Genomic DNA, 19,636 nt, shown 5'->3' on the forward strand with positions numbered 1-19,636 from the left:
CTTATCTCCTCGGCTGTTTCTTTCTTAGAGAGCCATCCTTCATTAAGCAAATTCCCTATATCATTTAATCGGCCACGTAATAAAGACTCCTTCATGTTATAGGCTATTTTTTTTAAGGTATGCATTGCCTCAATTGATTTATCACCTGGCTTGCATACATTTTCTACTTGTGCTTCAATAATTTTAGAGGATAGTCTGGATGTACCTGTATAATATTGAAGTAATGAAAATTCAAGTTCATATATATAGTTCTGTTTGATCCGCAAAGGATTCACAACCACACGATCTGCATAGAATTCCATAAAATTAAAGCCTCCGAAAGTTGCTGCATACTGATCCTGCCTCCCTCCCGCCAATCCTACATCTTCCCGTTCAATGCTATATGCTAACTGGGCAAGATCGTAATCGCCTAGAGGAAGTCCCAGCCATTCTGCAAAAGCCGCCACTATAGCCACTACCAATGTAGATGATGACCCTAGTCCTGATCCTGGAGGAGCATCTACATAAGTTTCCAGTTGATAAAACATGGGTACTTTTATGTTGAATTCCCTTCTAATACGGTTATGAATTGCTTTAATTAAAACCAGCTTATTATCACTTAAATCAAACTCTTCTACACTATCATAAATATGATGTTCATTAATATCATGACATTTGATCACAATCTGAGGTAGCTTTAATGGCATTAAGGTAGCATAAGCAAACTTGTTGATAGTAGCATTTAAAATGGCGCCACCGTACTGATCGCTATAAGCACTGACATCTGTCCCCCCACCTGCAAGACCTAGCCTTAGAGGAGCTCTAGAACGTATAATCATGAAATTGGATTTTGAAAAAATGAAGATATTAGGTTTAAAGCAAAAGACTAAGAATTAGACTGCATATATGGTTGAGTTTACGGTTATCCCTGACTTGTTTCATATTTAATCTTCTGACCCGAGCCTTGCTCTGCTACATCGTCAAACATGTGTTGATAAGATTGAACTAATTTACTCATGGAAAAATGTGCGTTAGTGTACTCCGCTTGTTTTTTCTTTAAATTTAAATAATCGTTAGGGTCCCTTAGAATAGCTTCCTCTAAAAGGCGATCAAGATCATTGGGTTTATTTAGATCAAACATGTAACCAGAAGTGCCTGATTCAAAGAATTCATTAAAACCTGAGGCATTACTGGCAAGTATCGGTACATTATAGTTATACGCGATCATCAGTGGGCCGCTTTGTGTGGTATCCCGGTAAGGCAGAACAATATAATCTGCTTCGGCAAAATAAGAAGGGATCTGATGGTTTTCAATAAATCCGATTTGTGCTGATACCTGATTTTTGTTCAATATCAAAGGCTCATATTGTTGCTCCCAGTTTGGACATCTCCCTGCTATAAGTAATCTGAAGTTGTGATATTTATTACCTAAGTGACTCACTGCTTCTAAAAGCAAATCAAGTCCTTTGTAATGTAGAATATTCCCGAAAAAGAGAAATGTTATGCCTTCCTTTTTTTTCACCTCAGGAAGTTCCCCAAATCCAATTAATGGTAATGGAATACAATAGACTTCCTTTTTATTGAAAATTTCTTTTAAGATTTTTGCTTGTGGTTGTGAGTAGGTTAAAAACTTTTCAAATCGATTAATCAAAACCTTTTTTCCTAAAGTGGTTAATCGATTAAAGGCTGTCTTGCTATGGTTTACAACATCATGCATCGCAATGATGGTCCGTTTTTTATCCAATAGCAATAGGAGGATATTTAAATAAAGCTGATCAAAATTAGCTACGAAAATAACATCAGGGTTGACCTTTTTAACGGTTTTAATTATCTTGTAATAGGTATGTAATAACCGGGGATCTCTAAAGCGATATTTTAACGGAAATGGTACAAGTTTGATATGATATTGGTTGCAATACTCCGCCAATTCCTTTTCAGAGTAATTTGAATTCTTGCTTGGAATAATTACACCATAGGTAATCTCATATTCTTTAGGAAAATGGTGAAGTAAATTTATTTGATTATCTGAAAAGGCGGAGGATGATAAGTAAAAAACTTTCATTTTATATACCGTTGAATAATGTAATTGATTAACTCTCTGCGTACTTCGAATCAAGTTGTTTGATTGTCGCTTTTGTTAGCCTTGATCAATAAGATCATTTATATATTTTTTAATCTTATCCGCATTACCTGAAGTGTATTTCTTTACAACATCCATTGAATCCTCAGCTTTAGTGTGGAATTGAAAATTGCTGATCAGGTCTTCAGGCATAGGAATAGATTGAATTAAGTGATTGTTTGGCTTCGTTATGCCCCTCTCCACAAATACATCGATTACCATTTGTGCCAGATCTCGATGCGAAATTGGATTACCGGATCCTAAATTATATATACCACTTGTGATACTGTTATCGTTTAGGATTTCTACTATCACATTTGCCACATCTTCCACCCAAACATAGTCGCGTTTAATTTCCTTATCGAACAAGTCAATAAAGCCTTTTTGTTTAATAAATGAGTGAAATCGATAAGGTAAACTGGCATTTTTGTCTTTATGGGCCTCTCCAATTCCGAAAATATTAAAGAATCTTAACCCAATAACCCGGCTTTCAAAGGAAGTCATGTTGTTTAGCACATACTTGTCGAACATCCATTTAGACCATGAATATACATTATGAGGATGTTCAAAATCGTTGTCTACTATGCAATTTGTTGAGTTTCCATACACTGCTGAACTGGATGCATAAATTAATGGAATTGTGCGCTCAAGACAGAAATTGAGGTAATATTTAGAATGCTCATAATTGTTAACGAGCATTACTTCTGCATCTTTTACCAGTACATCAGCATTGGCACCAATATGCAATACAGCCCCTACGTTATGTCCTTTAAGCTGCTCATCTATCTGTGGCAAACTGCTTTTATAGGAGATGTAATCTATGAAATTACAGTCTTTGATATTTAAAAACTTTTGTTCATCATAGTTATCAATGATGATAATTTCATTGACTCCACTTGCATTGAGCTTTTTAATTACATTGGAGCCAACAAAGCCAGATCCTCCTGTGACAACGATTGATTTAGGTTTCATATTTATTAAATTATTAAACATACTTTATTGGTATGTTTAAGAGCGGTACTCATATGATTGGTCTGATGTGACGATCGCTTTATATTGTCAACGTAAGCTTGGTGGTATTGCCTTTGTTTTATGCAATCGCTGATGGCATATAAGAGTAAGAATAAAACAGTACTCAGGAAACTAAGGCTTACAATGATAATACAGAAGGCTTTATTCCTTTTGTATTATCATTGTAAGCCACTACTTATTCATGAATGTTTTAACATCACGGACGAAATAATTATTTAAATAAAATCATGGATGAAGTAAAGTGTTCGCCTCATTTATATTTTCTAAACCAAAGTAAAAGAATTCCAAGGGTGTTGTGCTACATGAAATATCATGCTTACTTCCAGCAGGTATATATACAAAAATACCAGGCTTTAAATCATACACCACATCATCTACTTTAGCTATACCATATCCATTCTGAAAAAAATAGACTTCGTCCATATCAGGGTGAACATGAATTGGCACATTCTGACCTGGCAAGAGTTTTCCAAATGCTACTTGTTTAAGTTTTACCGGTTGATCTGAGCCTTGCGCTAAAATCTTTTTTAGACCAACAGCGTGTGATGTGGATACGGGTATGATTTCATCAACATCTAAATGTATAAACACCTTTTCCCAATTAAACAGCTGTATCTAAAACCTGATTTTCGTTCGAAGGATTGCGGGTTGCATTTACATTCTTTTCAATCCATTGATAAGTTTGAGTTAACCCTTCTAATAGAGGTCTTGATGGAGCCCAATTAAGCTTTTGGCTAATCAAATGATTGTCCGATGTTCTACCTCGTACTCCAACAGGACCAGGGATATTTTTGATGCGGATAGTTTTGCCGGCTATTTCAGCTACCATAATGGCGAGGTCGTTAATAGATAACATTTCTTCGGAACCAATATTTACAGGTCCCATAAAGTCACTTTCCATCAATCTACGCACCGCTTCTACACATTCAGTAATGTATAGAAATGACCTGGTTTGAAGTCCATCACCCCATATTTCAATTTCGCCATTATCTTCAGCTTCGGCCACTTTACGGCATACTGCAGCAGGAACTTTTTCCTTTCCACCTTGCCATGTACCTTGAGGTCCAAAAATATTATGAAATCTACCTATTCTGACGCTTATATCATAGTTCTTTTGGAAAGAGAGGAATAGCCTTTCGCTAAATAACTTTTCCCATCCATATTCGCTGTCGGGAGCCGCAGGATAAACCGTATCTTCTGTACATTTTGGATTTTGAGGATCCATTTGATTGTATTCGGGGTATACGCAAGCAGAGGAAGAATAGAATATCTTTTTTACTTTATTTAATCGACTCGCTTCAGCAACGTTCAGATTGATAAGTGCAGAATTGTGCATAACCACAGCATCATTATCACCTGTAAATAGGTATCCTGCACCTCCCATATCTGCTGCCAACTGATAAACTTCAGTGATTGGCCGATCAAACAGTGATTGGCATAATTGATAATCACGAAGATCTCCTACAACAAAATCATCAGCATTCGTATTGCCATATTCATTTTCTTTAATGTCAACACCTCTAACCCAGTAGCCTTCGCTCTTTAATCTGTTAACCAGATGCCCGCCTATAAAGCCGCCAGCACCGCAAACAATTGCCGTTTTTACTTCCATTTTTATTGAGTTTTGATAATTTAATTGTTTTGTTATAAACCTTGTAATGCTATTTAATTGGTTAGCAGGTTATATAGTAGAATTTGAGGAACATAAATGACTGCTGAGATATACAGTCTTGTACTAATTGATCAAGCCTCTTAGCTAAAAGTATTTAATATTAATGTTCTTTGATGGGATGTTATTCCATATTATAATTAAATCTGACCGTTAAAAACCATCAGTCAAATGTTATTATGAATTAGTCAGAGTGTTTTACACTTGATAAGTTGTATTTAACTAATCCGGATTTTTGTAATAGAAAGTTATATAAAAATATGACGTACATTATAGTATATCTTTTCCATAGTCTTTTAAAATCTTTTCCTAATAAACGATGTACCCATTCAAAGCCAGATTTTCTAATAAAATCTGGTGCCATTTTTATCCTTCCGCCAAAGAAATCAAATGTTGCACCGGATGCAATAAGCACCGAACCATTAATTTTATAGAGATGCTCATCTATCCAATAATCTTGTTTAGGTGTGCCTAACCCAACACAAACTATATCTGGTGCCAATCTATTGATTTCATTGACAATAGCCTCATCTTCAGCTTCAGACAATTCCCTGAATGGTGGCGAATAATGTCCGACAATTTTTATATGTGGAAATTTTTCACATAAAAATTCTTTCATTTTTACACATACATCAGGGGCACCACCATAGAGGTAAAAGGTGTAATCTGTTTTTTTTGCATGCTCAGCGAGCTTTAGGATCGTATCCGGAGCAGCTATACGATCACAACTTTGTCTGTTTATCATACGAATCCATCTGACGAATGGCATTCCATCAGCTCCAACAACATCAGCAGAATTGTAGATTCGTTTTAATTTTTCATTTTTTAAAGCGAGAGCTACATTGAAAGCATTAATACATGCAATATGGTGCGATCGACCTTTTTTATCTAATTTCCATGTATCAATCTTCTTAAATAATTCATCGTACGTGATAGGGTCTAACCCTATCCCTAAAAAATTTACTTGATTCATCATTATCTATTAGTGTTTTGTATAATTGATTCAAACTGTTTATATAATGTTCCAGATTGTAAGACCTATCGATAGTCTGCTTGGCATTCGTACTTAATTCTTTAAGCTCATCACGATTAGTTAAGACTTTGATAAGATTTTCGCTTAAGCTGGCATGACTGGCCTTTTCAGTGAGATAACCATTAAAGCCATTTTTGACTACAGTTCCCATTGAGGCATCGTTAGATACCACGGGTACGCATCCATAATTCATACTTTCAAGCATTGCCATCGGTAAACCCTCTCCAAATAATGAGGGTAAAAGGAAAATATGTGATTTCTGAAACACTTGAATCTTTTTCATGTCCCTTACAATGCCTCCATATTTATACTGTAAGCCTTTAATAGAGGAAAGTTGCTTTAAAAACTCCTCAAGATCAGGTCCTACACCATATATATGAATCTCCAATACATTAAAATATGATGTCAATTCACTTAAGCATTGGGCTATTTGAAAGATTCCTTTAGATCTCACCATTCTCCCCATAAAAAAGAAAGTCAGCTTTTTAGAAAAATCTTTTTGCTCAATTTCTTTACATGGCTTAACCGCATTTGGCATTACAGAACACTGAATTTGATATGCTTTATAAATTTCGTCCTTCTCAACCTCACTTAAAACAGCTCTACAAGATGCATTTACTAACATGCATTTTATTAAATAATAAAATATGGAATGCTTGCCAGGAGGACGCATAAGAAAATACCCACCATGGATATGAAGAAGTATTTTCTTCCTTAAAAGATACTTTCCTGTAAGTAATAAGGAACAGTCTCTCAAAATGGAAAATGGTGTTAAATCTGTATTTAAATGAATGATATCAATTTTATGTTTAAGTGTAAAGAGAACAAAACGTGGTAATAAACTGAGTTGATTCAGGAGCCATTTTAATCCTTTACTTTCTGAATCTTTTTTACCTATTATAAAATGAAAATAGTGTTGATAAGCTGAGTTATTTGTAATTATAGTTTTTGTTAAACTGGAGATGCCACTGATATTTGTATTCTCATTTAAAGAAGGAGCAGTAATCAAAATTTTAAACATGAAATTGGCGTTTAATGGAATGAGGTACTTAATCAGATGGAAATAGGAAACCAGGCGGTATCGAATTTTTGTACAATTATTTAGTTAGACTTTAATAGATAATTCTTAAAAACCCGCCAACTAATGGTCCTAAGATGAAAATAAAAATTACCTATAAAAAAGGGTACAAAATGAAAGGCATCTTTAGTAGCAATCACTGAATAATAGTAAAGATGTTTAATCGCATAAGATGATCTAAAATCGGTAAGCAAGGTGTAAGCTTCCTTGAAAGTAAGTCGTTGCTTACCATCCAGATCATAGGCATGCTGAGGTAATTCATACACGATGGCATCATAGGAAACTAATAATTTGTACCCTGCTTTTTTTGCTCTTAAAGGTAGATCCATATCACCCCTATGCTTAAACCTCTTGTTATTAAATAGACCCAAATCTCTAAAAACAGCATAAGGTATATACAATCCTCTTCCGTACAAATCAAATGAGGATACGGTATAATTTACCCCTAGGATACTTCGGTTTGTGCCTTGATTTATTTTCTTTTCTTTTGCAAACCAATGATGCATTAATCGTCCTCCATATAGAATCATGTTTTTGCTGTCTAAAACTGAAGTTGCACAGCCAATTAAAGCCTGAGGATTGGCATCAATTGCTTGGATATAATTGAAGATCCAATTTGGTTCTATGACTATATCATCATTTTGCAAGATAATACCCTTTAAATCAGAATAGTTATCAAGCGCATATTGAATTCCCATATTGACGGCTCCTGTCCACCATAAATTTCCCGAACCAACCACAATATGAATCTGAGGATAATGAAGACTAATCCACTCTTTGCTACCATCACTTGACCCATCGTCTACTACAATAATATCTACTCCATATAAATTAGCTGATGATTCCTTGTAATAGTTAACCGCGTTTATGATGTGAGCAAGACCTTGTTTGGTCACTTCTATTCTATTATAGATAGGTATAACTAATACAATTGACTTTTGATTATTCATGCTGTTTGCATTAAAGGCTTATCTGGGGTAAATTTTATGGATTGATTTGTGAAATCAAGATCTATAGAGCTTAGAAAAAATAATGCCCAAAAGAAATTAAACCGAAAATAGGTCTCACTAAAGGCTAAAACTAAGATCGTAATCAAAGCGCAGGAGGCTATCCACTTTTGTTGAGCTCCGAATTGATTAACTTGTTCAAATGCTTTTTTGAGCATAGCGACGTAAAAGACGAAACAAGGGATTCCCAGGCGCACTAATTGATCGGTTATTCCATTATTTCTTAATACTTCTTTATCAACTGTTCCAATGCGGGTCATTGGATGAGAACCTCTGCCGAATAATAAGTAAACCGTCTTTTCAAATAACTCTTTGATATCTAAATACGCACTAGCCATTCGCGTGTCTCCACCTTTCAACAATACATCTATTTGAATATTATCAATTTCAATCTGAATCTTTTTCCCCAGAAAACTCAGGCTAAAGAACAAGATGACGAAGGTTACGGCACCAAATAATAAGGTGAATAGTTTCATCACCATGGATTTGATTTTAATGTAATAGTAGAGCATGATAAATATTAAAATGCTGATGTAGGCTGTGGTCGAAAACGTCGTGATAATAGCTAACATTAATATGCAGTTTTTCCAGGAAAACATTTTATTGTCTAACAGCACGTTAAACATGATTGACAAGACAAGAAATCCACCAAAGGCACCTGGTTCCCAAAATGGACCGCTGTTTCTTACCAGCATTAAAAAATCGCCAGGAAAATTTAAAAAGAAGATGTTGTGAGCAACACTTTTAAAATTATAAAACATGACTTCTGTTTCATAATGAATAGGTGATTTGCTGATATAGAAATTATAGATATTGAAATTAATTAAAATAGGAATAAACAGAACCAGGGCAATAACAGTGAACCACAACATTAACCTTTGAAAGATGTATACGAAGTCTATTCCTAATGTAGCAATGCTAAAAGCACCCGCAAAAATCAGCATACTTTGATAGGCAAATGTGGTAATATACATGCTTCCAAAATATAAAGTTTGAATAAGCAATAACAGACAAAAAGTGCTGATTAACAAATAAAACCTTCCTGTGATCGTTTTTCTCCAAAACACAAATCCCCCCATAGCCAGTATTAATGTGATGATATCACCTGTTTTTCCTTGAAAAAGAGGAAACCCGGAAGTGGAAAGCAATGCAAATACTAAGATGTGTTTATAGCAGTTCTCGAAACTTAATTGGTCTGTATCTCTTGTAATATTCTCCATATTGATGATCAAGAATATGCTTCAATAAATTTGATCCAAAAGGATCGGTTATAAGTCTCCCATGCGTGGCAACCAAAAGGTAATTGATTATTGTTCATTTTGAATAACTCATCCGGCATCACTTCAAAGCTGAATTTCATTGCAGTTTGAGGTTGAGCTACTTTAAACCATGGAAAAAATTTTGGAACCACTCTTCCATAGAACTCATCTTCCCAACCAACAAAATTCCTAATATATTTAATAGCTGTATTGGCCAGAATGTTGTCTTGTAGTAGTGGATATTTTTTAGGATTGTATTTATTATTTATATAATGTGCCAATTTGTGAAATTGTACAAAATAACGTTTGCTAGCAATCTTTCGAAATGACTGTACCTTTCTTAATGAAAATCCGCCATTTCCTGAACCATTAAACTCAAGGGGGAAGGAAGGTTGATTTGTTCCTTTAAACCATGGTGCCCCAATATAATCGTATCCTTGATTACACCAGTAATCTAAATCATCATTAAAGACAAATGCGTCTAATTGATGAATTAAAATATAATCGAAATCTAAAAAACTATCATAAAAAACCTTTGATAAGCATAATCTATTATAACTACTATGTCCGTTAAAATATTTTTTTTGAAATAGGATACATTTGATTTCAAGGGGAGCCATGAAATCTAAATATGCTTTTGGATTGAATTGTACGCCATGCATAAATATAATAGGTCGCCCGCTCAATACCTCAGATACCCTTTTAAGTGATTTTATTTCCATTTCGGAACACGTTTCAAAGGGTTTATATACAGGAATTACTATGGCAACTTTTCCAGGATAAACATTTCCTAAACTCATATGGCTTATTTTGCTGTTAAATATTATACAGTTGTTAGATCAGCAGTAACTTTTTCTGCCATCTTGATTTTTAGTATATGGTATGATTGAATGGAAAGAATTAATGAGCTAGGGATCATACACAGTATATTGGCTATACATATTGTAGCTATCCCCCAATCTGTATTTTTAGCTAAGTATATAGTTAATGGAATATTGACAACGCCTCCGAAGACAGCAGCATAGAGCTGCAATTTTATATTTCCTATTCCATTTAGAAAATAAGAAAAGACATCATTAAATCCAATTTGAAAATTATACATGATCAATGAAACAACGAATATAGGAGTGACATATATGACATTACCCAACCACAATTTTAATACAGGAGCGTAAAGATAAAATAGAATAACACTGCCAAATAAAAGAAGAATATTAATTAAGGTCATCTTTATTATCGTGTTTTTTATCCACTTATAATCCTTTTGGTACCAGGCATTTGTGTATGCGCCCCATAATGGTGTGAGTAGAATATTAAAGGCAAGTAAAGTACTGCCATAATATTTAGAAACAATGTTGAAAGTAGTTACATCCTGCATCGTATACAAATTAGCAATCAAGAAATTTGATGTTGATAAGATGATGACTGCTATTAATTGTAATAAGAAAAATTGAAAACCTAATCCTAATAAATCATTTTTTAATTTATAATCTATATAACTTCTTTTAGGCGATAACCATTTGTATTTGGTTCTAAAGAGAATAAAAGTATAGATCATCAATAGCAAAACAGGGACACCACATATGCAAAATATAATAATGTAGAAGCTTATGATATTTAAAGTATAAAAAATATAAATAATAATTAATGTGATAAAGCTGGATATTGGAAGTATAGAATCGCTCAGGTAGGACTTTTGATCAGCCAGTAAAACCACATTTATAAGCTGTAATATAAACCGAACAATAAATAAAGCAATAATAACATACATACATTGGTTTAAATTATGCACGTCAACCATTTGTAAGTTTAAAAACGAATACCAGTTAATAAAGGGAGCCAGACAGCTGTAAATAACCAGCACACCTAAAAAAATCAGTGTGATAAAAAAATACGCTGTACTTACATATTTCTTTGCCAATTCCTTTTTGTTTTCAGCAATGCATTTTCCCAATTTATTACGTAATCCATTCCCAATTCCTACATCAAAGAAGGAGATCCAATTTACAATAGAAGTTATAGTTAAAATAATACCATACTCTTTTGCTGTTACTGCTTTTAAACATAAAGGGACCAGAATAAAGGATACTGATATAGAGAAGATCTTAAAAAAGGAAGATATAAAACTATTGTACAATAAATTATTCGTCCGGCTTGTTCTAATAGGTATTTTGCTGAATATACTAAGGATCATCTTATGTGCTTTTTGTCCGTTTGAATCTCTATTTGTCTTTCCGCACAAGTTGAGAGGAGGTGATTCTCGTTTATGTAATTCCTTTGCAATAGCGCTTAGGAATACCCGTATTTTTTATACCCATATCCATAGTTTGTACTACTGGATCCATTGAATATAATATTCACATTTGGTAAGCGCTGCTGCTCATTGAGTGTATTGATGTAATCCAGTTCTGCCTTGTTTGTATAGGACTGCCGAACCACATACAGGGTTACATCAACAAAGCGGGTAAGCAACAATACATCAGTCACCAGACGCATTGGAGGGCTATCAATGATGATGTGTTCATAATTATTTTTCAAGTAAACCATTAATTCTTCCAGTCGGTAACTTTCTAATAGCTCTGGTGGATTTTGGGATACCGGACCACATGTTATAATGCTCAGATGAGGCAGTGTAGCTGAGCTTTGAATAATCTCTTCTTGACTGCAATTTCCATTTAAATAAGTGGTTACGCCTGGATGAGTTGACGGTAATTTAAATAGATCAACAAACTTCGGCTTGCGCAGATCCATTTCCAGAATTATTGTTTTCTTACCTGAAAATGCTAATGCACTGCTTAAATTAACGCTTACAAAGCTTTTACCCTCACCTGGAACACTTGACGTTACTAAAGTTACCTTACCACTTTTATTATTTGTTTGAAGGTAATAGAGGTTGGTACGCAATGATTTAAATTGTTCATTAATGGCAAAAGTGCTTTCAGAATTAAAGCCAATTAGCTGTTTGCTTTTTTGAAAGGAAAGCTCGGATAAGATAGGAATGGGTGTAGCTGCATATATTTCGTGTGTTGTTAATATATTATTGCTTAAAATATTTTTCGCTACAAAGAATGCTGCAGGTAATCCCAATCCTAGCATGATTGCAATTCCAATTATAAATGGCACATTAGGCCACGTTTTACCTTCAGAATAAGCCTGGTCAATTACCCTGTCATTAGCCAATGTAGAGGCATAATTTACAGAAACCTCTTCTCGCTTTTGCAAGAGGTAGATATACAGATTTTCTTTAGTGGATTGTTGTCTTTTAATGCTAACGAATTGACGCTCCTGAACAGGGATATTCTTAATTGAAGATTCAAAACGTGCATTACGTGATTCTAAATTGGCCCTCTGATTTAGTAAAGATGATTTTATATTACTTACATTATCTCTTAGTGCTCCTCTGGTTGTCGCTATTTGCTTATTAATGATTTCAAAATCTGGATTAGTTTCCGGTGTAGTCGCCGAAAGCTTATCGTGCTCTAGCTGAAGATCTGATAATTTTTCAATTAAGCTATTTAAACCAGGATCTACAATTCCTAATGTGGCAGGCAATTTACCATGATTTCCAGGGGTTTTAACATACCTTTCTATCCCATTGATTACACTTAATTGAACATCAACTTCATTTAAACGATTGTCGTTGGTTTGTTGGTTTTCAAGATCAACTTTAGTTACCGAACTGATATCAGGCATTGCCTGACTACTTTTAAAACCTTCTAAATTCTTTTCTGCTTCAGTCAGCTGACCTGATAACAAGGCAAGTCTATCATCCAAAAACTGTAAAGCCTTTTGAGCTTCGCGTTGTTTATAGTTCATAGATGCTGTATTGTAAACTACAATAAGATGATCAAGAAAATCAATTCCTCGTTGTTCTATCTGATCTTTAATAGTTAAGCTTACCGCCGACGTTAATTTGTTAACCAGATTAACATCTATTGCCTTCCTGTATTGTAAAGCCAGCGCCCCCTGATCCAATATCTTTATTCTAAAATCTTTAGACTCATCTGGATAAGAATTTCGAATTAAAGCAAGTTTCCAGGTTCCCCAACTACTTGTAATTGCTGAATTATAAGCGTATTCCTTCTTCTCTCCACCTGGTAATTTTAAATAGAATGAATCTTTATCCTTTAAGCTTAGTTCAACCTCTGGCGCAACTTTATAATGCCCTGCTTTGATGAGCGTAAACTTGACCGGATTAGTTTTATAAATATCTTTATACCACAATCCTTTCTTTTGCTGATAAACTACCCATAATTGCATGTCGTTGATTACCTGCCCGATCAGCTGTTTTGATCTAATAATCTCTATTTCGTTTTCAACGATTTTTAACGACTGCGTTAAATCAAGCTCATGGAGTACTGATTGCTGGTTGGGATTTCTTGTTTCATCTTTAATTAATATCGTAGCATTAATTTCATAAGCAGGTTTTGCAACTTGCAGATATAGAAATGCACCAGCCAGAGCTAATAGTAAGGTGATACTTAATATCCGCCAGTGAGTAAAAACTTCGACCAGAGTGTGCTTAATATCAAAACCTTTACTTTTCTGATGCACAACTGTATTTGAACCTAGTAGATTGGTGGAATTCTGCATCATAATTTTATCGGTACAAGTTTGATAGAACAATTGCTATAATAGATAGTCCTGATAGTACAAGTGTGGCTGTTCGATAACCACGATCAACTGTTGCGTATTTTGTGCGGTCTGGCTGCACATAGATCTCATCGTTATTCTTTAAGTAATAATAGGGGGAATTGAATATGTTTTTTGACGTCAAATCAAGTCTTACAAATTTTCGCTTTCCGTTCTCTGTTCTGATAATTAAAACATTCGTACGTTTTGCGGTAATGTTCAAATCACCAGCCATACTTATCGCCTGTGTGATGGTCGTATGTTCATTCTGTAAGGTATAAACATCTGGTCTTAAAACATCCCCTAAGACTGAAACATTGAAATTAACAATCCTTATGTTTACCACAGGATCCTTATAATAAGTTAATAACAATGTGTTAAGCTTATCGCGCAGCTGTAATGTGGTTAAGCCAGCTGCTGGCAATGTGCCAATTAACGGTAAATGAATATTCCCATTTTCATCAACAGGATATCCAATTAAGGGATTATCCGGAGCAACTGTAAAATTACCCTTAACATTACTCAGGTTATAGTTGAATATCGATGATGATTCAGGGTTCCTGCTAATTACATTAATAGCCAGAATATCGTTCGCCCGTATGGCAAGTGGCGAATAATTTAATACATTTTGAGTAATGGAATCTTTTTGGGCCAAATCTTGAAAATAAGGTATGGTTTTATATGAACCACATGAAGTTAACATCAAGAGTAAGATGAAGGAGTAATTAATACTTAGTTTGGGCATCTAATCAAAATTAAACAGTAAAATTATTTGGTGATTTGGTATTGTTCAGCAATTTTAACGTCAAATCTTCTAATGTGTAAATAAGATTTGAGCATTTGAGTGAACATAATCGAATTATAATATTCGTTTTTTGGAAGTATTATAGTAGATGTAGTGTGTGTTTTATTTGCAGTAAAAACAGCTTCGCCATTCCACTTACAGAGTCAATTAAAAACTTTATAAAGTGCATCGCTATATTTTCTTTGTTTTACCCCTAAAAATCAGAGCGATACTTTATACTTCTAAATTAAGCGATGTTTACGTAAATTTCACTGTTTTTAGAATAAGTACTTAAACTGTAGAGTTTTATGAAAGATTACCTTTAATCGGGAAATAAAAGTGTGAAAAATGAGTTTAATTGAGAAATAATAAGATTTTTTTGCAAATTGAAATTCTCAAACTGTGCTAATTTCTTGCAAAATATTGCATTTTATTTCTTGTTTATTAAGTTAAATACAATTATTACAGGGTAAATAATTGTATTTAACCTGCTAAAGCCAGCAATGTTTTTAAGGTGTTTTTTTTCTAAATATCTCTTGAGAATATTTAATTTCCAAGCTTAATTCAAGGTATTGAAGTACCTGAGACTTAGAGTAAGGTTTTATAAAAATGCATAACAAAAATAATAGTTTAAATGCATCCAGTTTTAATGATATTCTACCTCAACTGTATGCGAGACATTGTTAATTGCATTAGCTAAAATTTCTTAAGAATGTAATTTCACAGTATGTTCATAAATGTGTCAGTTACCATATAAGACGAACCCATTGTTGCAGCTAAGCGGTTCACACTTACGGTAAAAAAAATTTTACCCTTGATTTACTTTTATTTTATATAATTTTATGTTATGCCCAAACTCAAAGCATCTCAAACTCAAGAAGAAAACAAGCATGTTGTTGTTGTCGGTACATCTGCCGGAGGTCTCAGTGCACTAATAAAATTAACCAGTCAGATGCAGAAAGATTTTGATGCACCTATATTGGTTGTTCAACACATTTCAGCTGATGCCACAGGGAATGTACTTCTGGAGGCGCTAAGGAAGAATAGTAACCTGATATGTGAGCATGCAATCAATGGAACTAAACTTCAATCCGGACATCTTTATCTGGCACCATCCGATCATCATTTAATGATTGCCGATGATGAGAAAATGCTTGTCACTAAAGGGGCCATGGAAAATCGTTCCAGACCTGCAATTGACCCCTTATTCCGTTCAGCAGCCGTAGCATTTGGAAATCGTACTATTGGCGTACTTTTAACAGGATATCTAGACGATGGTACCGCAGGCTTAACTGTGATAAAAAAATGTGGTGGCATCTGCATTGTTCAGGATCCTGCAGAAGCTGACTATCCTGATATGCCACAAAATGCATTAAACCAGATTAAGATAGATTATTGCCTGCCAATTGCACAAATGGGCGTATTGTTGTCCAAGCTATTATCCCGTAAACCTGGTAAGAGAAAGCCCATTCCGTTGGATATCAGTATTGAAGCTGATATTGCAATGAGGGTTTTAAGTGATTTACCTTCTGTAAATGCTCTTGGAAAACAAGTACCTTTTAATTGTCCTGGTTGCGGTGGCGTATTATGGTTGATGAATAAAAGTTCTTCCCTGCGCTATAGGTGTCATACCGGTCATGCCTATACCGCGGCTTCTTTATTAGCGGAGCAATCAAAAAAGATTGAAGAAACAATGTGGACTGCTTTAAGAATGTTTGAAGAAAGAAAGAATTTACTCACTACTATTGCCGAGAAAGAGAAAGGAGCAGCTGGAAAATCAGCACTTGAGAGGGCAAATTTATCTCAAGTGCATATCGATCGGATCAGAGCCTTATTACAGGTTAACGATAAAGGCACTTCAAGCGATACACCAATTTAATTTATCTCCTCATAACCCTTAACCCTTCATTACCCCTATTTGATCACCTTTCCAATCCGGAAATAGGATCCTGTCATTGGAAATATGAAGATGTTTGTCGGCAACTTCACTAAATACACTCCTGAAATCTGTAGTTACAGCCAGATCCCTTCCATCTTCTAAGTTCTCCACTGCCAATGGTTTAACATCCCCGTGGATCAAACCTCCGTTCACATCATTTCCCAATATAAAATTGCAGGATGCACGTCCATGATCAGTTCCCCCGGTACCATTTTGATGTATGGTTCGTCCAAATTCAGTCATTGTCATAACTGTAACCTCATCCTGATAAGCACTTAGATCATTCCAAAATGAGATCATACTGTTACTCAGATCTTCAACATTACGTGCAAATATCCCATTACCAGCACCTTGATTAAAGTGAGTATCCCAACCATTTGATTCAGCAAAGGCAACTTCCATACCTACATCCATTTTTATTAGCTGAGCTATCTGCTTCAGAGAATTACCTAAAGCAGAGGTAGGATATATGACATTATTCGCCGGCTTATAATTTTTAGTATCTGCTTTCTGCAACATCTTCATTGCTTCAAAACTTTCTTTTCCTGTATCTTTAAGCAGGCCTGATGCAGTTTGATCATACAAATCCTCAAAGCTTTTAGCTGCCAGATTAGCGCCTGCCTGATTACCTCTCATTTGTATGGCAAATTCCTGCAGGTTATTAATGGAAACGGATGGATTGTCGCCATAAAAAGAGCGTGGCATAGCAGACGTCAAACTCACTGCTGTAAATGGAGTAAGTGCATCATGCCCAAGCAAACCAACGGCACGGTTCAACCATCCACTTGAGGTACCTTTATTAAAAGGAGTTCCCGATTCCATATAATCCTGTGCATCAAAATGTGACCGTGTCGTATTTGGCGATCCTATCCCATGAACAATTCCCAACCGCTTTTCCCGGAACAAAGGTTCAAACCCCTGCATTGCGGGGTGCAAACCAAAGCGACCGTCCAGATCGATTAGTGAGTTCCCATTAGCATTCCTGGCAGCTGACATAAATAAGGTTGGCCGGGCTGCTTTCAGATACTCATCGGTAAATGGAGTTACTGCCATTAAACCATCCATTGCACCTCGTTGAAATATGCAAACCAACGTTTTTTTCTTTTTATAAGGTGCCTGATACTTTGCACTTGCTGCGGCTTCCGCAATAAATGAAGGTATCCCACCCATCAGACCAACCCCAAATAAGGCCAATCCACCCGATTTTAAAAAACCTCTTCTAGATACCATATCTTTTTTTTTAATGGTTAACGTCTTTGATATTCTGGAGAGCCTAAAATGACTCCTACTACCTGTGCCAGCATGGTCGAATTCCCTAATACTTTGGTCTTCACTTCGTCCTGATCCATGTCGGCTTGCGGTGCTGATACTTTTGCACTTGCAACATCTACCTTTTTAATCAATTCCGGATCATTCAGCATAGGTGTTAGCCGTTTAATTGTGGCGGCCAAGTCACGATCAGGCATTATAAGTTGACTATATATGCGTAAAGCTGCCTGTGCGCTCTCTGGCTCATGGTGATTATTAAGTGCGATTAAGTCAACCCGAACTCCAGGAATGCGTCCTGATGCCAATGCCAAACCAAAATTCATCCGGTTTAGTAAAGCACCTGTATTGATCCAATATTGTCCCTTATCAGGAAAACCCGTTGGTGCCTGATAATAGTACATTTTCTCGCCCATCCTGCTAATCCAGTTGAATAACTGATATGGCTGCTTAATGTCTGCATGAACACTTCGCACTGCTCCAATTGCCAGTTCAAAAGGTGATTTTGTCTTTTCCCTCACAGACGTTGCGCTCCAAAACTCAGATGTAGTAACCATAGCTATTAATACCTGTTTAATGTCACCATCTTTATCCCTGAATACTTGCGCCATTTTATCAATAAGCTTTTCCGATGGATGATCACTTACAAAGCGGATTGCTATTTTCCCTGAAATAAACTTAGCTGTAGATGAATGATGTGCCAGCATATTGAGTAGTTGCTGGCCTTCCTGATACCCGCCGTCAGGTCCAAAAGAAGCACCCAAAACGGTCTTTACACTGTTATCATGACGATTAGGTGTAAAAAGAAAATCACCTTCATGAACAAATCCTGGTCGTTCTATTGGATTAGTATCAACTCCCATTGGATAAACCGTCCATCCCGTCAGAACCCGTGCCGCCTCAGTAACATCCAGCTGAGTATACCCTCCATCAACCCCCAGGGTATGCAACTCCATGACCTCACGTGCATAATTTTCATTTAAGCCCCTTGCGCTTTTAGGTTTCCGCATTTTCGCCATGGACATAGTTGAACCTGAGGTCACCTTAGTTCCAACACTACTAAAATTGTCCAAAAAATACAGCATTGCTGGTGATTGAGCGGTAGCCACTAACAAGTTACTGAATTTCCCCATGGCATTAGGCCGTATCACATCCCTTTCGTATGCAGGAATAAAGGCTGCACAATCATTCTTTGTTATAGATACATTAAAGTGGTTAAACCAAAAGCTGGTCATCACCTCCTGCAACTGATTTTTGCTGTAAGCAGCTCTTAATACTTTTTGACTAATAAATTGACGATACAGATCTTGCCTTGGCTTTAAACCATTATTCTGCATATATTGCTGTAAGACATCCCGATACACCTTCCCATCCTTTTTTACAGAATCCTTATCCACAGTACCATCTTTTACTACCATGCGCAATATCTGTCCTTGATTCGGATATTTAGCTGCCACTTCCTTATTGCTTAGTGCTAATGCATCAAACGACGATAAGACTAAATTCAATGAATCATCAGGGAGATCTCCAGACAGTTGATTTTGAAACCATTTTTCCAATCCAATCTTAACCACTTCATCAATTTCCCCTGGTGTAGCACCGTAAGTAAAACGACTCAATAAATGAGCGGCTGCCTGGCGCTCATTTAATCCAGCCTGTTTATAAGGAAATAAAAAAGTGTTTTTACTACTTTCTCTGTTCGAATAGAACGAAGAAAATATAATAACGACGCTTATTATTGCGCAAAACCAAGTCAACTGTTTATATGTCGTTTTCATTTTCGCCTATTTTAATCATATCTATGATTTTAAATAATGCAATAGGTTTAATCTTATTACA

General features: G+C 35.5%; 16 protein-coding genes. 1 reads left to right on the top strand and 15 read right to left on the bottom strand.

All coding sequences use genetic code 11. The features are described from left to right. The 13 genes from ADIARSV_RS08145 to ADIARSV_RS08205 form a co-directional block, all read right to left on the bottom strand. On the bottom strand, positions 1 to 818 hold an 818-nt coding region (locus ADIARSV_RS08145; RefSeq protein WP_040299524.1), incomplete at its 3' end, for a GHMP family kinase ATP-binding protein. An 83-nt stretch (positions 819 to 901) separates the two neighbouring features. Continuing rightward, positions 902 to 2,041: a glycosyltransferase family 4 protein gene (locus tag ADIARSV_RS20490; RefSeq protein WP_016194981.1), complete on the bottom strand. Its 1,140-nt coding sequence runs from the start codon at positions 2,039 to 2,041 to the stop codon at positions 902 to 904. A 75-nt stretch (positions 2,042 to 2,116) separates the two neighbouring features. Then, the gene (locus tag ADIARSV_RS08155; protein ID WP_016194982.1) at positions 2,117 to 3,070 is read right to left on the bottom strand and encodes an NAD-dependent epimerase/dehydratase family protein; all 954 of its coding nucleotides are present in this window, start codon (positions 3,068 to 3,070) and stop codon (positions 2,117 to 2,119) included. A 285-nt stretch (positions 3,071 to 3,355) separates the two neighbouring features. Continuing rightward, a complete protein-coding gene (locus tag ADIARSV_RS08160) occupies positions 3,356 to 3,721 on the bottom strand; it encodes a cupin domain-containing protein (protein ID WP_016194983.1) in 366 nt (121 codons plus the stop codon). A gap of 10 nt (positions 3,722 to 3,731) precedes the next feature. After that, positions 3,732 to 4,742, bottom strand: a complete 1,011-nt coding sequence (locus ADIARSV_RS08165; protein WP_016194984.1) for an NAD-dependent epimerase/dehydratase family protein — start codon at positions 4,740 to 4,742, stop codon at positions 3,732 to 3,734. A gap of 241 nt (positions 4,743 to 4,983) precedes the next feature. Next, positions 4,984 to 5,775, bottom strand: a complete 792-nt coding sequence (locus ADIARSV_RS08170) for a WecB/TagA/CpsF family glycosyltransferase (protein ID WP_083936544.1) — start codon at positions 5,773 to 5,775, stop codon at positions 4,984 to 4,986. Then, complete coding sequence (locus ADIARSV_RS08175; protein WP_016194986.1) at positions 5,720 to 6,853, bottom strand: glycosyltransferase family 4 protein; 1,134 nt, start codon at positions 6,851 to 6,853, stop codon at positions 5,720 to 5,722. The genes ADIARSV_RS08170 and ADIARSV_RS08175 overlap by 56 nt, the downstream gene beginning before the upstream one ends. Before the next feature lie 80 nt (positions 6,854 to 6,933). Next, positions 6,934 to 7,860 (bottom strand): glycosyltransferase family 2 protein, encoded by a 927-nt coding sequence (locus tag ADIARSV_RS20495; protein WP_016194987.1) that lies wholly within the window; start codon positions 7,858 to 7,860, stop codon positions 6,934 to 6,936. Further along, positions 7,857 to 9,137, bottom strand: a complete 1,281-nt coding sequence (locus ADIARSV_RS08185; RefSeq protein WP_040299528.1) for a hypothetical protein — start codon at positions 9,135 to 9,137, stop codon at positions 7,857 to 7,859. The genes ADIARSV_RS20495 and ADIARSV_RS08185 overlap by 4 nt, the downstream gene beginning before the upstream one ends. Before the next feature lie 8 nt (positions 9,138 to 9,145). Further along, a complete protein-coding gene (locus ADIARSV_RS08190; RefSeq protein WP_152439811.1) occupies positions 9,146 to 9,898 on the bottom strand; it encodes a DUF5672 family protein in 753 nt (250 codons plus the stop codon). Positions 9,899 to 9,999: 101 nt separating this feature from the next. Then, positions 10,000 to 11,370 carry a lipopolysaccharide biosynthesis protein gene (locus ADIARSV_RS08195; RefSeq protein WP_016194991.1) on the bottom strand — a complete coding sequence of 457 codons (1,371 nt, stop codon included), beginning with the start codon at positions 11,368 to 11,370 and terminating at the stop codon, positions 10,000 to 10,002. A gap of 95 nt (positions 11,371 to 11,465) precedes the next feature. After that, positions 11,466 to 13,772 (bottom strand): GumC family protein, encoded by a 2,307-nt coding sequence (locus ADIARSV_RS08200; protein WP_040299534.1) that lies wholly within the window; start codon positions 13,770 to 13,772, stop codon positions 11,466 to 11,468. A 4-nt stretch (positions 13,773 to 13,776) separates the two neighbouring features. After that, the gene (locus tag ADIARSV_RS08205) at positions 13,777 to 14,553 is read right to left on the bottom strand and encodes a polysaccharide biosynthesis/export family protein (protein WP_016194993.1); all 777 of its coding nucleotides are present in this window, start codon (positions 14,551 to 14,553) and stop codon (positions 13,777 to 13,779) included. Between the two features lie 886 nt (positions 14,554 to 15,439). Here ADIARSV_RS08205 and ADIARSV_RS08210 point away from each other — a divergent pair. Next, a complete protein-coding gene (locus tag ADIARSV_RS08210) occupies positions 15,440 to 16,471 on the top strand; it encodes a chemotaxis protein CheB (protein WP_016194994.1) in 1,032 nt (343 codons plus the stop codon). 18 nt (positions 16,472 to 16,489) lie between these two features. Here the strand turns inward: ADIARSV_RS08210 and ADIARSV_RS08215 are convergent, their stop codons facing one another. Continuing rightward, positions 16,490 to 17,761 carry a DUF1501 domain-containing protein gene (locus tag ADIARSV_RS08215; RefSeq protein ID WP_016194995.1) on the bottom strand — a complete coding sequence of 424 codons (1,272 nt, stop codon included), beginning with the start codon at positions 17,759 to 17,761 and terminating at the stop codon, positions 16,490 to 16,492. A 17-nt stretch (positions 17,762 to 17,778) separates the two neighbouring features. Continuing rightward, a complete protein-coding gene (locus ADIARSV_RS08220) occupies positions 17,779 to 19,575 on the bottom strand; it encodes a DUF1800 domain-containing protein (RefSeq protein ID WP_016194996.1) in 1,797 nt (598 codons plus the stop codon). Positions 19,576 to 19,636 lie beyond the last annotated feature (61 nt).

This window comes from Arcticibacter svalbardensis MN12-7 (assembly GCF_000403135.1).
Classification (GTDB): Bacteria; Bacteroidota; Bacteroidia; order Sphingobacteriales; family Sphingobacteriaceae; genus Arcticibacter; species Arcticibacter svalbardensis.

Excerpts from the sequence above, each read along its gene's own strand:
- ADIARSV_RS20490 (WP_016194981.1), bottom strand. The coding sequence starts at position 2,041 with ATGAAAGTTTTTTACTTATCATCCTCCGCCTTTTCAGATAATCAAATA.
- ADIARSV_RS08155 (WP_016194982.1), bottom strand. The coding sequence starts at position 3,070 with ATGAAACCTAAATCAATCGTTGTCACAGGAGGATCTGGCTTTGTTGGC.
- ADIARSV_RS08165 (WP_016194984.1), bottom strand. The coding sequence starts at position 4,742 with ATGGAAGTAAAAACGGCAATTGTTTGCGGTGCTGGCGGCTTTATAGGC.
- ADIARSV_RS08170 (WP_083936544.1), bottom strand. The coding sequence starts at position 5,775 with ATGATGAATCAAGTAAATTTTTTAGGGATAGGGTTAGACCCTATCACG.
- ADIARSV_RS08175 (WP_016194986.1), bottom strand. The coding sequence starts at position 6,853 with ATGTTTAAAATTTTGATTACTGCTCCTTCTTTAAATGAGAATACAAAT.
- ADIARSV_RS20495 (WP_016194987.1), bottom strand. The coding sequence starts at position 7,860 with ATGAATAATCAAAAGTCAATTGTATTAGTTATACCTATCTATAATAGA.
- ADIARSV_RS08185 (WP_040299528.1), bottom strand. The coding sequence starts at position 9,137 with ATGGAGAATATTACAAGAGATACAGACCAATTAAGTTTCGAGAACTGC.
- ADIARSV_RS08190 (WP_152439811.1), bottom strand. The coding sequence starts at position 9,898 with ATGGAAATAAAATCACTTAAAAGGGTATCTGAGGTATTGAGCGGGCGA.
- ADIARSV_RS08195 (WP_016194991.1), bottom strand. The coding sequence starts at position 11,370 with ATGATCCTTAGTATATTCAGCAAAATACCTATTAGAACAAGCCGGACG.
- ADIARSV_RS08200 (WP_040299534.1), bottom strand. The coding sequence starts at position 13,772 with ATGATGCAGAATTCCACCAATCTACTAGGTTCAAATACAGTTGTGCAT.
- ADIARSV_RS08205 (WP_016194993.1), bottom strand. The coding sequence starts at position 14,553 with ATGCCCAAACTAAGTATTAATTACTCCTTCATCTTACTCTTGATGTTA.
- ADIARSV_RS08210 (WP_016194994.1), top strand. The coding sequence starts at position 15,440 with ATGCCCAAACTCAAAGCATCTCAAACTCAAGAAGAAAACAAGCATGTT.
- ADIARSV_RS08215 (WP_016194995.1), bottom strand. The coding sequence starts at position 17,761 with ATGGTATCTAGAAGAGGTTTTTTAAAATCGGGTGGATTGGCCTTATTT.
- ADIARSV_RS08220 (WP_016194996.1), bottom strand. The coding sequence starts at position 19,575 with ATGAAAACGACATATAAACAGTTGACTTGGTTTTGCGCAATAATAAGC.